The following is a 13713-nucleotide window of genomic DNA, read 5'->3' on the forward strand; positions in this document are numbered from 1 at the left end:
CCAATTCCGAACCTGAAAGCGAAACCGGCCGTATCCATCATCCTGCAGCAGTTTTCCTGCGGGGCCTTGCCATGGGCGCGGCTGATATTGTTCCTGGTGTCTCTGGCGGCACCATTGCATTCATTACCGGCATATACTTCCGACTGTTGGGAGCCATCAACGCGGTTCCCGCAGCGATATTCCATCATCTGCTTCGGGGTCGCTTTGGCGCTTTCTGGCGCAATTGCGATGGAACCTTTCTGGCTTGTCTGCTGGCCGGTATCCTGACCAGCATTGCCACCCTGGCTTCAGCCATCAGTTACATGCTGGTGGCCTATCCCATCCTGATCTGGAGCTTTTTCTTCGGTTTGATTGTCGCTTCGGTTTGGCATGTGGGGCGCCAGGTTCGGCACTATGAGCCTCTACTGCTGGTCCCGCTGCTACTGGGGATTTCTGTCGCCTGGTGGATAACCACTCTCTCCGCCAGCGAGGTGGCGCCATCCGCACTGGCGTTTTTCGGGGCCGGTGCGCTAGCCATCTGTGCCATGATTCTTCCCGGTATCTCGGGCAGTTTCATACTGGTGATTATTGGTATGTATGCTCCTGTGCTGGCAGCGATCAAATCGGTGGATGTGGGCGTTCTTATGTTGTTTATGGCAGGGTGCGTGGTGGGCCTTTTATCCATTGCCCGCCTGATCACCTGGGCATTTCATCATTTTCATGATCTTGTCCTCGCCCTGCTGACGGGCTTCATGATCGGTGCGCTCAACAAGGTATGGCCCTGGAAAGAAACGCTGAGTTGGCGGGTAAACAGCTCGGGTGAAAAAGTGCCCTTGAATGAGGCAAGCGTCTGGCCATGGACCTTTTTGGAGCAGGCCGGGCAGGATCCCCAGGTGCTACTGGCGGTGGTTATGGCGCTGGCTGGCTTCGGTCTTGTTCTGCTTGTGGAGTGGATTGGCTCAAGGCGCGGGCATGCCTCATCGTCGGCGTAGATCGGGGCGCTTGTTTTGCGAAATTGTTACCTAACGCACATATCGGGTGTTTCGTGAGGTAACAAGGGTGGCCAGCCAGTAACTTGGCTTCCTGCCTGAAATGTGCAATATATTAGCAAGTTACTATAAAAAGTTTAGAAACTGCTTCGATAACCAAAATGGTTTATACGGATTTTTCATAACTGGGTCAGTTTTATTCCTGTGAGATTTTTGCGTGGGCTAGTCAATGCCGTTTTACCGGTGTCCCCGCGGTTCCTTTCCGGTGCCTGTGAATCTTGTCGCCCTGCTAAAAAAACTCCGATCAGCCTGTTTCTCCTCACTCCCCTCATAACTTTGATGCTGCTGTCTGGCTGCAATACGCCGGCACTGTACCAGGATGACATTTACAATCCCCCGGTTTATTGGGGTAGGCATGTAGTCCAGCCTGGTGAAACCCTCTACAGCATCGCCTGGCGGTATGGTCGGGACTATCGGGAGCTGGGTGACGCCAATGGGATTGGCCCGCCCTGGAACCTCAGGGCGGGGCAGGTGCTTCGTCTGGACCTTCGCGGAAATGTAACCTCGGGCAGTCAGACTACCACGGCTAGCAGACCGGCTGCCGTGGTCTCCAAAACCCCGAGCCGGGCCTCGCCGCCAACGCAGACAGCCGCCACGGCACCAAAACCTGCGGTTACCAGGGCGCCGAGTAAAGGCGCGCCGCTTGCCTCGCAGACACAGACCGTGGCCCGAATTGAATGGCGCTGGCCGCATATTGGCACTGTAATTGCTGGATATTCAACATCTGGAAAAGTCAATAAAGGTATTGATATTGCCGGCCAAGCCGGGGATGCTGTAAGAGCAGCAGCCACCGGGAATGTGGTCTACGCCGGCAACGGGTTGCTTGGATACGGCAATCTGATTATCGTGAATCATAACGAGCACTATTTGAGTGCTTACGCTCACAACCGGAAGATTCTGGTGCAGGAAGGGGAGGATGTGAAAGCCGGGCAGGTGATCGCAGAGCTCGGCAGCAGTGGCGCTGAACGACCCATGTTGCATTTTGAGATTCGGAAGAATGGCAATCCGGTTGACCCAGTCCATTATCTGCCACCGCGCTAGGAAATGACGCAGTCAGCAGGCTGCCCAGATCGCACACCCCGGCACTGACAAAAACACCGCGTTCGCAAGAAAAACAAGAACGGTAATGGCCGTGACAGGCCGACCAACAAAATGTCCTGAAGAAAAAGCATGAAGACAAAGACGTCCGCAATAACAAGAAGTATCGGGCGAACATCCAGGATTATTGAGAGGCGGGGCAAGACAAATGTCAGCAGAGCAAGAAGACATCATCATTGATCGCGTGTCGGACATGGACGATGCCGAGGATCAATTGCTAGCAGAAGAAAAAGTCGATAAAGAGGCGACTGAAGAGGTCGCTGAAGTCGAAGAAGATTTCCCTACCCAGGGACGTTATTTCACCAGTCAAAAGCAGCTGGATGCCACTCAGCTGTATCTCAACGAAATCGGATTTTCACCGCTCCTTACGCCGGAAGAAGAAGTTTATTTTGCCCGCCTGGCGCGCAAGGGTGAGGAGTCCGGTCGCAAACGTATGATCGAGAGCAACCTTCGCCTTGTGGTGAAGATTGCCCGTCGCTATGTGAACCGTGGTCTGACTCTGCTGGACCTGATCGAGGAAGGCAATCTTGGCCTGATCAGGGCGGTTGAGAAGTTCGACCCGGAGCGTGGCTTCCGCTTCTCCACTTACGCCACATGGTGGATTCGCCAGACCATTGAGCGCGCCATCATGAACCAGACCCGCACCATCCGACTCCCGATTCATGTGGTGAAGGAACTCAACCTCTACCTGCGTGCGGCGCGGGAGCTGACCCAGAAGCTGGATCACGAACCGTCGGCCGAAGAAATTGCGAAGATGGTCGACAAGCCGGTGGCTGACGTGAAGCGCATGCTTGGTCTGAATGAGCGCGTTGCGTCCATGGATACACCCATCGGCACCGGTGGTGAAAAATCGCTTCTGGATACCGTAGCCGATGAGGGAGCTTCAGATCCGGCGGATCTCCTGCAGGACAACAACATGTGTTCCTGCCTGGAGAAGTGGATTGATCAGCTCAGTGACAAACAGCAGGAGGTTCTCTCCCGCCGGTTTGGTCTTCGGGGCTACCCGGTCAGTACGCTGGAGGAAGTGGGGCAGGAAATCGGTCTGACCCGCGAACGTGTAAGGCAGATCCAGGTCGAGGCGCTGCGTCGTCTTCGTGAGATCCTGGAGAAGGAAGGCTTGTCCGGAAACCTGCTTTTCAAGTAAGACCCTCCTGATATTTCCATCAAAAACCGGCCAGGACACTCCTGGCCGGCTTTTTTGTGTTTCAGGATCGCTGCAAATGAGAACCAGGTTGCGCCTTGGCCGCCAGCCTCATTGATAGAATGCCGGGACCGGGCGGGGATAAGGGTGTCGAAGTCCGGTGCACGAATGAAACACGTCAATAATAACGATCGAAAAGGAAAGGACTATGAAGAAGGCTCTTACAACCGGCTTTGCCTCTGTGCTTATGACCGCCCTGCTGTCGGCACCGGCCTCTGCGCTCACCGTAGAAGGCGTTGATGTTCCGGACACCTATTCCGCCATGGATACCGAACTGAAGCTCAATGGCGCGGGTACCCGTTCCAAGTGGTTTATGGATCTGTATGTTGGAGGCTTGTACGTCCCCGAGACCATCGATGATGGTGAGGCCGTTATCAACGCAGACGAGCCCCAGGCGATTACGCTGCATATCATTTCCGGCATGATTACCAGCGAACGGATGACCGAGGCCACCCTGGAGGGTTTCGAAGCCTCCACCGACGGCGATATGGCGTCTATCCAGGGGGATGTGGACCAGTTCATGGCGGTGTTCCAGGAAGAGATCACCGAGGGTGACGTTTTTGATCTGGTGTATCTGCCCGGCGAGGGCGTGCGGGTCCTGAAGAATGGCGAACACAAGGACACGGTTGGCGATCTGGCCTTTAAAAAAGCCCTGTTCGGAATCTGGCTGTCTGACAAGCCGGCCCAGAAGGATCTGAAGGAGAAAATGCTGGGTCAGCGATAACCGTGGCTTGGCATCTGAATCAAAAAGCCGGCGAGATGCCGGCTTTTTAATGCCCCGGGTTCAGAGGTAATCCCGTTTCTGCTTGAATTCGCAGAGGTCTTCGATGATACAGGCACCGCATTTCGGTTTACGGGCAGTGCAGGTATAGCGGCCATGCAGAATCAGCCAGTGGTGGGCATCCAGCAGAAACTCTTTCGGAACCAGGCGCATCAACCGGTTTTCAACCTCAAGAACATTCTTGCCCGGAGCGATGCCCGTTCGGTTCGACACCCGATAGATATGGGTGTCCACCGCCATCGCCATGTGGCCGAAGGCGGTGTTGAGCACCACATTTGCAGTTTTCCGACCCACGCCTGGTAAGGCCTCAAGATCTTCCCGGCGTTCCGGTACCTGACCGCCGTGTTTTTCGATCAGCATGCGACAAGTCTTGATCACGTTTTCGGCCTTGCTGTTAAACAGGCCGATGGTCTTGATGTATTCCTTGAGACCATCAACGCCCAGCGCGAGGATAGCCTCTGGGGTGTTGGCTACCGGAAAGAGCTTGTCGGTGGCCTTGTTGACCCCCACATCCGTGGCCTGGGCCGATAGAATAACCGCTATCAGCAACTCGAACGGGCTGGAATAGTTCAGCTCGGTGGTCGGATTGGGGTTGGCTTCCCGTAGCCGGGTGAAGATCTCAATGCGTTTCTGTTTGTTCATCGGCTCTCAGTCTGTTGCAACCAGGGATCAGGAAACGTTGCCGGTGACCCGGACCCGTTTGCTGCCCGCCGCTACGGGTGTGGGCTCATGGGCTTTGCGGCGTTCTTCCAGATGATTATCGATCCCGTTCTTGAGGGCAATCAGCAGGCCCAGACCCACGAACGCGCCCGGGGGGAGGATCATGAACAGCATGTCCGGGTAGTTTTCGAAGGGGCGTACCACCCAGTCAGCAGCAACGGGGCCGAGGAGCAGGTGCATGTCGACAAACAGAGTGCCCTGTCCGATCAATTCCCGAAGGCCTCCGAGAACCACCAGAACCGCCAGAAAACCGAGGCCCATCATGGCGCCGTCCAACAGTGCCGGAAGTGGTGGGTTCCTCGAGGCGAAGGCGTCGGCCCGGCCCAGGATGGCACAGTTGGTGACAATCAGCGGAATGAAGATGCCAAGAATCAGGTACAGCTCGTAGGTAAAGGCCTGCATCAGCAACTCTGCGCAGGTCACGAACGAGGCGATGATCATCACGAACGCGGGCAGGCGAACTGACTCGCTCACGAAATTGCGAATCAGCGACACCGCGAGATTGGATCCCATGAGTACCATGAGTGTGGCCAGGCCCAGGCCGATGGCGTTAACAACGGTACTGGTCACTGCCAGAAGAGGGCAGAGCCCAAGCACCTGGACGAGGGCAGGGTTATTGTCCCAGAGTCCGTCCCGGACGATTTCGCTGGATGATTTGGTTGCCATGATCAGGAATGCTCCGTATTGGACGATTCGCCGGCAATCGCTTCAGGATTCAGGATCTTGTCTCTAGGTGACGGCTCTTCGTTAAGCCGTTCCCGGATAATCTGACGATTTTCCCGGAAGTAGATCAGTGCTTTCTGAACTGCTTTCACCACAGCCCTAGGTGTGATGGTGGCGCCGGTGAACTGATCGAACTCTCCACCATTCTTTTTAACGTTCCACTCCCGGTGGGGCGGCTTGCCCAGGGACCGGCCATCAAAGCTCTTGATCCAGTCGGATTTCCGGGTCTCGATCTGGTCCCCCAGCCCCGGCGTTTCTTTATGATTGGTTACCCGCACGCCAAGGATAGTACCTTGCATGTTGACGCCCACCAGCAGATGTATTTTGCCAGAGTACCCGTCCGGGGCCACCACGGGCATGATCATGCCAATGGGGCGATCATTCTGTCTCGCCACCCAGACGGTCAGCGGACCGGGTTGCGCTAGCCGCTCACTGGCGGGTAGCTGCACCGTGTCCCTGAGCAGGTCGTTATTGTGCTGGCTCTCCGGAATGATCTCGTAGAGGGCCTGGGCTTCGGCACGAGCCGCCTGCTCACGAATGCGCTCTTCGGTAGCCACCTGGGTCACGGCGATGGTGCCACCGGTGATAACGGCGAACAAGCCGAGCCCGATGGCACTGCGACGGATGGACTGTGCAACTGCAGCCATGATTATCCCTGACTCCCCGGCACACCCCGACGGGCCTTGTGATGCCCGTATGTCCGCGGGGGTGTGTAATGATCAATGAACGGTACGGCAAAATTCATTAGCAGAACGCTGAACGCCACGGCGTCCGGATAATTGCCCCAGGTACGAATCAGGTAGATCAGGATGCCAATCCCGGCCCCGTAGATCAGTTTTCCCTGGTGGCTGGTAGCGGCTGAAACCGGATCGGTGGCAATAAAGAACGCACCCAGCATGGTTCCGCCTGCCAGCAGATGCAGTGAAAGGGGCGTGTAGAGGTCGGCATTATTGCCAAAAGCCAGGCTCATTACGATCAGGCCGCCGAGAAACCCCGCGGGAATGTGCCAGCTGATAATGCGAAGGCCGATGAGCAGCAAGCCTCCGGCCAGGAATGCCCCGTTGACCCACTCCCAGCCTTTGGCGATGCCCTCTCCAAAGGTCGGGTGATTGAGAACCTCGACCGCAGTGTGGGTGGTGATCTTGTGTTTGTATTCATCAAGTGGTGTGGCCATGGTCCAGCCATCGACCGCTGTTTGCTGGCCCGAGGCAATGGTCGCCAGTGTCTCACCAAAGCCGGGCGCTCCGTCCCAGAGCATGGCAGGATCCGCCCAGTTGGTGGTCATGGCCACCGGAAACGAGACCAGAACCAGGGCGTAGCCCACCATGGCGGGGTTGAACGGATTTGAGCCCAGCCCGCCATACAGTTGCTTGGCCACAACGATGGCTGAAATCACCGCGACGGCTGAGACCCACCAGGGCGCGAACTGAGGCAGTGACAGGCCCAGCAGAAGGCCGGTGACGGCAGCAGTGTTGTCCTTGATAAAGAACGCGACTGGCTTCTTTCTGAGCTTCAGCAGGACAGCTTCGGAGGCGATGGCAACGGCGATACAGAAGACCACATTGATCAGGTTGCCCCAGCCAAAAAACAACGTCTGTGCCAACAGGCCAGGCAAGGCCGCAATAAGCACCCATAACATCACGCGGGATGTTGGCCGGGCACTGTGTGCGTGGGGCGATGACTGCTGAACGAATGCCATGGGTGTGGTGCCTGATCTCGGTTAGTGGGTTGGCTGGGATTCGGTTGGACCGGCGGCCAGCTGCTGTCTGGCTTCAGCCAGGGCTTCTTCAGCACGTTTTACCCGGTCGTGGTTTTTGGCTACGGCCCGCTCCAGTTTCTCCACGTTGTCCGCCTGCTGGGCTTTGGCGTCATCGAGCATGCCCTGCATGGTTTCCAGTTTCGACTGAGCCTGGCTCAACTGTTTTTCAAGGGCCTCGATATCCGGCTTTTGCTCTGCAGACGGGGCACTGGGGGCCGGCTGCGCGCTGGGGGCAGGCGGCTGAGATGCCTCAGCCTTTGCCTTCTTGCGGGCCAGGGCCTGTTCGACCAGCGCCGACTTGGCGGCCCGCTCATCAACCGCTGCACCCTCTGCAGCCGCCTTTTCCGCTTCAGCCTGTTTCTTGGCTGCCGCTTCGGCAGCGGCCTTCGCACGTTCCTGGCGCCTCAGTTCTTTCTCCTGCTGCTCCCGCTCGAGGCGGGCCTGGCGCGCTTCGAAGCGCTCGCGAGCCCTGTCTGCCTTTAGCTGTTCCGCCTGTTGGGCACGGATCTCGCCCTTGGCGAATCGATAGTACTGAACCAGTGGAATGGAACTCGGGCAAACGTAGGAACAAGCTCCGCATTCAATGCAGTCGAACAGGTTCAGGTGCTCCGCCTTTTCAAACTCGGTAGCCTTGGCATGCCAGAACAACTGTTGTGGCAGGAGTTCCATCGGGCAGGCTTCGGCGCACTGGCCACAACGGATGCAGGGCTGTTCAGGTGGCGGTGCCGGCAATTCGGCTGCAGTTGCAGCGATCACACAGTTGGTGGTTTTGATCACCGGTACCGCTTCCGTTGTCAGCGTGTAGCCCATCATGGGCCCGCCAAGCACAAGACGACTAACGGCGTTCTGGTTAACGCCGGCCTGCTCCAGCAGGTGTTCAATCGGCGTGCCAATGAGAGCTTCGAAATTACCTGGTTCCCGGACGGCTTCCCCGGTAATGGTCACCACACGGGAGATCAGCGGTGTTCCTTCGAAAACCGCCTTTGCCACGGCCACTGCCGTTCCGATGTTCTGGCACATCACGCCAATATCAGCTGGAATGCCCCCGCTGGGTACCTCCATGCCGGTCAGAATCTGGATCAGCTGTTTCTCACCGCCTGAGGGATACTTGGTGGGGATAACCGCAATTTCGGTCTGGGTACCTTCGGTGGCTTTTTGAAGCGCGGCAATGGCTTCCGGCTTGTTGTCCTCGATGCCGATCACGCAGCGTTCGGGGCGCAGGATCCAGGCCATGATTTTCAGGCCGGCAACCACTTCGTCGGCCTTTTCCCGCATGGTCATGTCGTCGGCGGTGATGTAGGGCTCGCATTCTGCACCGTTCAGGATGAGCGTGCTTACCTTGCGGTCCCGTGGTGGCCGTAGCTTGATGTTGGTGGGAAAGCCGGCGCCACCCATGCCGGAGATGCCGGCGTCACGGATGATCTGCAGAACCTGGTCCCGCTCCAGGGAACGATAGTCCTTTACGGGATTGCGCTGGCACCACTGGTCTTCACCATCCAATTTCAGGGTGATGCACCGGTCCGTCATACCCGAGGGGTGGGGGACAGGAAGGTCGGCAATGCTCTCAATCACGCCGGATGTTGGCGCGTGTACAGGGACGCCCATGCCCGTTTTCACATCGGCAATTTTCTGGCCCTTCAATACCCGCTCGCCGACCTCAACAATGGCTTCGGCGGGCTCGCCGATGTGCTGCTGAAGGGGCAGAACCAGATAGTCAGGAACGCTGGCGCTGCGAATCGGACGGGCGGTGGAAATGGCTTTGTGTTCCGGAGGGTGAATGCCGCCGGAAAAGTCCCAGAGTTGAGTCATCAGGCGCTGGCTCCCTGGCGATCGGTGGCAATGAGGCCGGATTTGGGCGGTGTCCAGGTCCAGGTGCGTATATCCTGTTCAACCGTCACCATGTCGATGCAATCCACAGGACAGGGATCAACACACAGATCGCAGCCGGTGCATTCGCTTTCAATCACCGTGTGCATGTGCTTTGCGGCTCCAAGAATGGCATCCACAGGGCAGGCCTGGATGCACTTTGTGCAACCGATGCACTCGTCTTCGCGGATCACCGCAACCCGTTTGACCTGTTCAACGCCATGTTCGGCATCCAGTGGCTCTGGCTCTACATCCAGCAGGTCGGCCAGTGCCTTGATAGTGGACTCGCCGCCTGGCGGGCACTTATTGATGGGGCCGCCCTCGGCGATGGATTCGGCATAGGGACGGCATCCGGGATAGCCGCACTGGCCGCACTGGGTCTGGGGCAGAAGAGCATCAATCTGATCGACCAGGGGATTGCCTTCGACCCGGAATCGTTCAGCGGCAAATCCAAGCAAACCGCCGAAAACCACGGCGAGGGCCAGAAGAACCACAACGGCAACAAGAACGCTTGTCCACATAACCTGTTACTCCTAATCCCGTCAGCCGGTCACACGCTGACCAGGCCGCCAAAGCCCAGGAAAGCCAGAGCCATCAGCCCGGCCGTAACAAGGCCGATAGCGGCACCCCGAAACGCAACCGGAACATCGGCCACGGCGATGCGCTCACGCATGGCGGCAAATAGCACCAGAACCATGGAAAAGCCCGCTGCTGCGCCAAATCCATACAAAACCGATTCAACGAAATTGTTGTTCTTGTTGATGTTCAGAAGGGCAACGCCGAGCACCGCGCAATTCGTGGTGATCAGCGGAAGAAAAATACCCAGCACCCGATAGAGCAATGGGCTTGTCTTGCGAACCACCATTTCGGTGAACTGCACCACCACGGCAATCACCAGAATGAACGTGATGGTTCTCAGAAACGCCAGGTCCAGCGGCTCAAGCAGATAGGTGTAGGCAAGGTAACTGCACACCGAAGCCAGGGTCAGCACGAAGGTGGTAGCCAGAGACATCCCCATGGCCGTTTCCAGCTTTCCGGACACACCCATGAACGGGCACAGGCCCAGAAACTGAACCAGCACAAAATTGTTCACCAGAATGGTGCTGACCAGAATCAGCAGATATTCCGTCATTTACCTTGCTCCATTGGCCCCTGCCAGCTCTGCCTGGTCGCCCTTACATGACCCGCATGCCGGGGGTGGCGCCGGAATCCGGGGACAGGATGAAGATGTCCTTGCCACCGGGGCCGGCCGCCAGAACCATGCCCTCGGACATCCCGAACTTCATCTTCCGTGGCTTGAGGTTAGCGACCATCACCGTCAGGCGCCCCTCGAGTTCTTCCGGATTGTAGGCTGACTTGATACCAGCAAACACGTTGCGCTCGCCATGCCCTACGTCAAGGGTGAGGCGAAGAAGCTTGTCGGCGCCTTCCACATGTTCGGCTTTGACAATTTTAACCACCCGAAGATCCACTTTCGCGAAATCGCCAAATTCTATTTCATCTGCGATAGGCTCCAGATTGGCAGCAGGCGCCGGTTTGCCGGTCGCTGCAGGCAATTCCTCCTTGGAGGCGTCCAGCATTTTCTCGATCTGGGCCATATCCACGCGGTTCATCAGCGGTTTGAACTTATTGATACCGTGGTTTTCCAGGCGCTCGCTGCGGTTGTTCCAGTCCAGCGGCGCATTCAGGAACGTCTCGGACGCCTTGGCAGTTTCCGGCAGTACCGGCGCCAAATAGGTCATCAGAAGATGGAACATGTTGATGGCGTTGGTACAGATAGCCTGCAGGTTCTCGTCCTGGCCTTCCTGCTTGGCGATCACCCAGGGCTGCTCGTCGTTGACGTACTGGTTGGCAATGTCAGCCAACTCCATGATCCGACGCATTGCCCGGCCGAATTCCCGTGTCTCGTAGAATTCCTCGATTTGCTTGCCGGCTTCGATGAATTCTTTCAGTTTGGCGTGCTCGGTCACCTGGCCAAGCTGGCCGTCAAAGCGCTTGGTAATGAAGCCGGCACTGCGGCTGGCAATGTTCACCACCTTGCCCACCAGATCCGAGTTCACCCGGGCAGCAAAGTCTTCCAGGTTCAGGTCCATGTCATCCACGCTGCCGGTCAGCTTGGCGGCGAAGTAGTAGCGCAGATATTCCGGGTTAAGGTGGTCCAGGTAGGTGCGGGCCATGATAAACGTGCCCCGGGACTTGGACATCTTCTTCCCGTTAACGGTGACAAAACCGTGGGCCCACACTGCGGTCGGTGTGCGGAAGCCAGCGTCATGAAGCATGGACGGCCAGAACAGAGCGTGGAAGTTGATAATATCCTTGCCGATGAAATGATAGACCTCGGCGGTGGAATCAGCCTTCCAGAAGTGCTCGAAATCGATGCCTTCCCGGTTGCAGAGGTTCTTGAAGCTCGCCAGGTAGCCGATCGGTGCATCCAGCCAGACGTAGAAGTACTTGCCGGGCGCATCCGGAATCTCAAAGCCAAAGTAGGGCGCATCACGGCTGATGTCCCATTCCTGCAGGCCGGCGTCCAGCCACTCTGCAAGCTTGTTGGCTACCTGAGGCTGCAGCGTACCGCTGCGGGTCCACTTGGCGAGGAAATCCTGGAAATCCGGCAGCTTGAAGAAATAGTGCTCAGATTCCTTCTCGATCGGTGTGGCACCGGAGACCGCAGAGCGCGGATTGATCAGCTCGGCCGGCGTGTAGGTGGCGCCACAGGCCTCGCAGTTGTCACCGTACTGGTCCTCGGTCTTGCACTTGGGACAGGTACCCTTGATGAAGCGATCCGCCAGGAACATGTTCTTTTCCGGATCGTAGGACTGGGTGATCTTGCGCGTGGCAATGTGCCCGTTTTCCTGGAGCTGACGGTAGATGTACTCCGAGAACTGACGGTTCTCGTCGGAGTGGGTGGTGTAATAGTTGTCAAAGCGGATATGGAACCCGGCGAAATCTTCCTGGTGCTCCTCACGGATCCGGTCGATCAGCTGCTCGGACGTAATGCCTTCCCGCTCGGCACGAAGCATGATGGCGGTACCATGGGCATCATCGGCGCAAACGTAATAACAGTTCTGGCCTCGCATCTTCTGGTAGCGCACCCAGATATCGGTCTGAATGTATTCCAGCAGGTGCCCCAGGTGAATAGGGCCGTTGGCGTACGGCAGGGCGCTGGTAACCAGAATATCGCGCTGTTGCTTGCTCGCTTGCGTCATGGTGATGTCCGAACCTTATGTTGACACGGGTTGGAAAAAACAAAACGGGGACTGGCGGCTGTCTTGATTGATTGCCCCAGATAAATACCCCATATGGTCAGAAACGGGCACAGATGATACCTTCCGAGCAGATAATTTTCACCCGAATCACCTGTTTCCGTGCTTAAAATCGAGCATGAGCTTATTCCGGAGAACCCGATGACACAGATTTCAGAGCAGGCCCTGCAAGCAGCGGTTCGCGAGTACCGCGATCCCTACCTCAACAAGGACCTCTACGAACTGGGTGCCGTTAAATCCCTCAACGCCGACGACAACGGGAACGTTACCCTCATGGTCGAGCTGCCATACCCCTCGAAAGGCATCGCAGGAGCCCTGAAGCAGCTGGTCGGTAACGCCCTGGAAGACGTCGATGGTGTCGAGAACGTGGACGTCCACGTGGGCCAGAAAATCCACTCCTACAAAGTCCAGAAAGACCTGCCCTCGGTCCCCGGCGTGAAAAACATCATCGCCGTCGCCTCCGGCAAGGGCGGTGTCGGCAAATCCACCACCGCCGTCAACCTGGCTCTGGCTCTCCAGGCCGAAGGTGCACGGGTCGGCATCCTCGACGCCGACATCTACGGCCCCAGCATCGGCATGATGCTCGGCGTGCCTGAAGGTAAACGCCCGGATACCCGCGAAAACAAATACTTCGTCCCCATGGACGCCCACGGACTCCAGGCCAACTCCATGGCCTTCGTCGTCACCGAGAAAACCCCCATGGTCTGGCGCGGCCCCATGGTCAGCGGCGCCGTGATGCAACTGCTGCAGCAAACCCTCTGGAACGAACTCGACTACCTCATTGTCGACATGCCCCCCGGCACCGGCGACATCCAGCTCACCCTGGCCCAGAAAGTCCCGGTAACCGGCGCCGTCATCGTCACCACACCCCAGGACATCGCCCTGCTGGACGGCAAGAAAGGCATCGAAATGTTCCGCAAAGTCGACATCCCGGTGCTTGGCGTGGTCGAAAACATGAGCGTCCACATCTGCAGCAACTGCGGCCACGAAGAACCCCTCTTCGGCCACGGCGGCGGCGAACGCATTGCTGAGGAATACGACACCACACTCCTCGGCCAGTTGCCCCTGCACATGACCATCCGAGAACAGACTGACGGCGGCACCCCCTCGGTAATCGCCGAACCGGACTCTGAAGTGGCCCGCCGTTATCGCGATATCGCGAGAAGGGTAGGGGCTGAACTGTCCACTAGGGAGCGGAACCTTTCCGGTTCGATCTCAAGTGTTTCTGTGACCGAGCACTGAGGCGTTGTGCAGAACTGCGGCGGTTAACTCAC

Annotated in this window: 13 protein-coding genes; 5 read left to right on the forward strand and 8 right to left on the reverse strand. The window is 57.5% G+C overall.

Translation table 11 applies throughout. From position 1 onward, the window contains the following. The first annotated feature begins 71 nt into the window (after positions 1-71). From NUW46_RS08065 to NUW46_RS08080, 4 genes are all read left to right on the forward strand, one after another. A complete protein-coding gene (locus NUW46_RS08065; RefSeq protein ID WP_418142020.1) occupies positions 72-971 on the forward strand; it encodes a DUF368 domain-containing protein in 900 nt (299 codons plus the stop codon). Between the two features lie 210 nt (positions 972-1181). Further along, positions 1182-2069 carry a peptidoglycan DD-metalloendopeptidase family protein gene (locus tag NUW46_RS08070; protein WP_418141806.1) on the forward strand — a complete coding sequence of 296 codons (888 nt, stop codon included), beginning with the start codon at positions 1182-1184 and terminating at the stop codon, positions 2067-2069. A 205-nt stretch (positions 2070-2274) separates the two neighbouring features. Beyond that, entirely contained in the window at positions 2275-3270 is a 996-nt protein-coding gene (gene rpoS, locus NUW46_RS08075; RefSeq protein WP_069184534.1) for an RNA polymerase sigma factor RpoS, read from the forward strand. A gap of 205 nt (positions 3271-3475) precedes the next feature. Beyond that, positions 3476-4051 carry a chalcone isomerase family protein gene (locus tag NUW46_RS08080; protein ID WP_069184535.1) on the forward strand — a complete coding sequence of 192 codons (576 nt, stop codon included), beginning with the start codon at positions 3476-3478 and terminating at the stop codon, positions 4049-4051. A 60-nt stretch (positions 4052-4111) separates the two neighbouring features. On the opposite strand, the gene nth is transcribed toward NUW46_RS08080, so the two are convergent. From nth to metG, 8 genes are read right to left on the reverse strand one after another with little or no spacing between them, the layout of a single operon-like run. Beyond that, positions 4112-4750: an endonuclease III gene (gene nth / locus NUW46_RS08085; protein ID WP_069184536.1), complete on the reverse strand. Its 639-nt coding sequence runs from the start codon at positions 4748-4750 to the stop codon at positions 4112-4114. Between the two features lie 27 nt (positions 4751-4777). After that, positions 4778-5494, reverse strand: a complete 717-nt coding sequence (locus NUW46_RS08090) for an electron transport complex subunit E (RefSeq protein ID WP_305966264.1) — start codon at positions 5492-5494, stop codon at positions 4778-4780. 2 nt (positions 5495-5496) lie between these two features. After that, the gene (gene rsxG / locus NUW46_RS08095) at positions 5497-6198 is read right to left on the reverse strand and encodes an electron transport complex subunit RsxG (protein WP_136629638.1); all 702 of its coding nucleotides are present in this window, start codon (positions 6196-6198) and stop codon (positions 5497-5499) included. A gap of 2 nt (positions 6199-6200) precedes the next feature. Next, on the reverse strand, positions 6201-7250 hold the full coding sequence (gene rsxD, locus NUW46_RS08100; RefSeq protein ID WP_418141807.1) for an electron transport complex subunit RsxD: 1050 nt from the start codon (positions 7248-7250) through the stop codon (positions 6201-6203). A 21-nt stretch (positions 7251-7271) separates the two neighbouring features. Then, positions 7272-9119 (reverse strand): electron transport complex subunit RsxC, encoded by a 1848-nt coding sequence (rsxC, locus tag NUW46_RS08105; RefSeq protein ID WP_418141808.1) that lies wholly within the window; start codon positions 9117-9119, stop codon positions 7272-7274. Beyond that, positions 9119-9697: an electron transport complex subunit RsxB gene (rsxB, locus tag NUW46_RS08110; protein ID WP_136629641.1), complete on the reverse strand. Its 579-nt coding sequence runs from the start codon at positions 9695-9697 to the stop codon at positions 9119-9121. Before rsxB ends, rsxC begins: the two co-directional genes overlap by 1 nt. 29 nt (positions 9698-9726) lie before the next feature. Next, positions 9727-10308 (reverse strand): electron transport complex subunit RsxA, encoded by a 582-nt coding sequence (gene rsxA, locus NUW46_RS08115; RefSeq protein WP_008172856.1) that lies wholly within the window; start codon positions 10306-10308, stop codon positions 9727-9729. Positions 10309-10351: 43 nt separating this feature from the next. Then, complete coding sequence (metG, locus tag NUW46_RS08120; RefSeq protein WP_418141809.1) at positions 10352-12382, reverse strand: methionine--tRNA ligase; 2031 nt, start codon at positions 12380-12382, stop codon at positions 10352-10354. Between the two features lie 198 nt (positions 12383-12580). On the opposite strand from metG, the gene apbC reads away from it, so the two are divergent. Continuing rightward, on the forward strand, positions 12581-13681 hold the full coding sequence (apbC, locus tag NUW46_RS08125; RefSeq protein WP_069184543.1) for an iron-sulfur cluster carrier protein ApbC: 1101 nt from the start codon (positions 12581-12583) through the stop codon (positions 13679-13681). The last annotated feature ends 32 nt before the right edge of the window (positions 13682-13713 follow it).

Origin of the sequence: Marinobacter sp. MA (assembly GCF_048298425.1) — a bacterium.
GTDB classification, from domain to species: Bacteria; Pseudomonadota; Gammaproteobacteria; order Pseudomonadales; family Oleiphilaceae; genus Marinobacter; species Marinobacter salsuginis.

Bases quoted from the DNA above. Each gene is read 5' to 3' on its own strand.
- NUW46_RS08065 (WP_418142020.1), top strand. From the start codon at position 72: ATGGGCGCGGCTGATATTGTTCCTGGTGTCTCTGGCGGCACCATTGCA.
- rpoS (WP_069184534.1), top strand. From the start codon at position 2,275: ATGTCAGCAGAGCAAGAAGACATCATCATTGATCGCGTGTCGGACATG.
- NUW46_RS08080 (WP_069184535.1), top strand. From the start codon at position 3,476: ATGAAGAAGGCTCTTACAACCGGCTTTGCCTCTGTGCTTATGACCGCC.
- nth (WP_069184536.1), bottom strand. From the start codon at position 4,750: ATGAACAAACAGAAACGCATTGAGATCTTCACCCGGCTACGGGAAGCC.
- NUW46_RS08090 (WP_305966264.1), bottom strand. From the start codon at position 5,494: ATGGCAACCAAATCATCCAGCGAAATCGTCCGGGACGGACTCTGGGAC.
- rsxG (WP_136629638.1), bottom strand. From the start codon at position 6,198: ATGGCTGCAGTTGCACAGTCCATCCGTCGCAGTGCCATCGGGCTCGGC.
- rsxD (WP_418141807.1), bottom strand. From the start codon at position 7,250: ATGGCATTCGTTCAGCAGTCATCGCCCCACGCACACAGTGCCCGGCCA.
- rsxC (WP_418141808.1), bottom strand. From the start codon at position 9,119: ATGACTCAACTCTGGGACTTTTCCGGCGGCATTCACCCTCCGGAACAC.
- rsxB (WP_136629641.1), bottom strand. From the start codon at position 9,697: ATGTGGACAAGCGTTCTTGTTGCCGTTGTGGTTCTTCTGGCCCTCGCC.
- rsxA (WP_008172856.1), bottom strand. From the start codon at position 10,308: ATGACGGAATATCTGCTGATTCTGGTCAGCACCATTCTGGTGAACAAT.
- metG (WP_418141809.1), bottom strand. From the start codon at position 12,382: ATGACGCAAGCGAGCAAGCAACAGCGCGATATTCTGGTTACCAGCGCC.
- apbC (WP_069184543.1), top strand. From the start codon at position 12,581: ATGACACAGATTTCAGAGCAGGCCCTGCAAGCAGCGGTTCGCGAGTAC.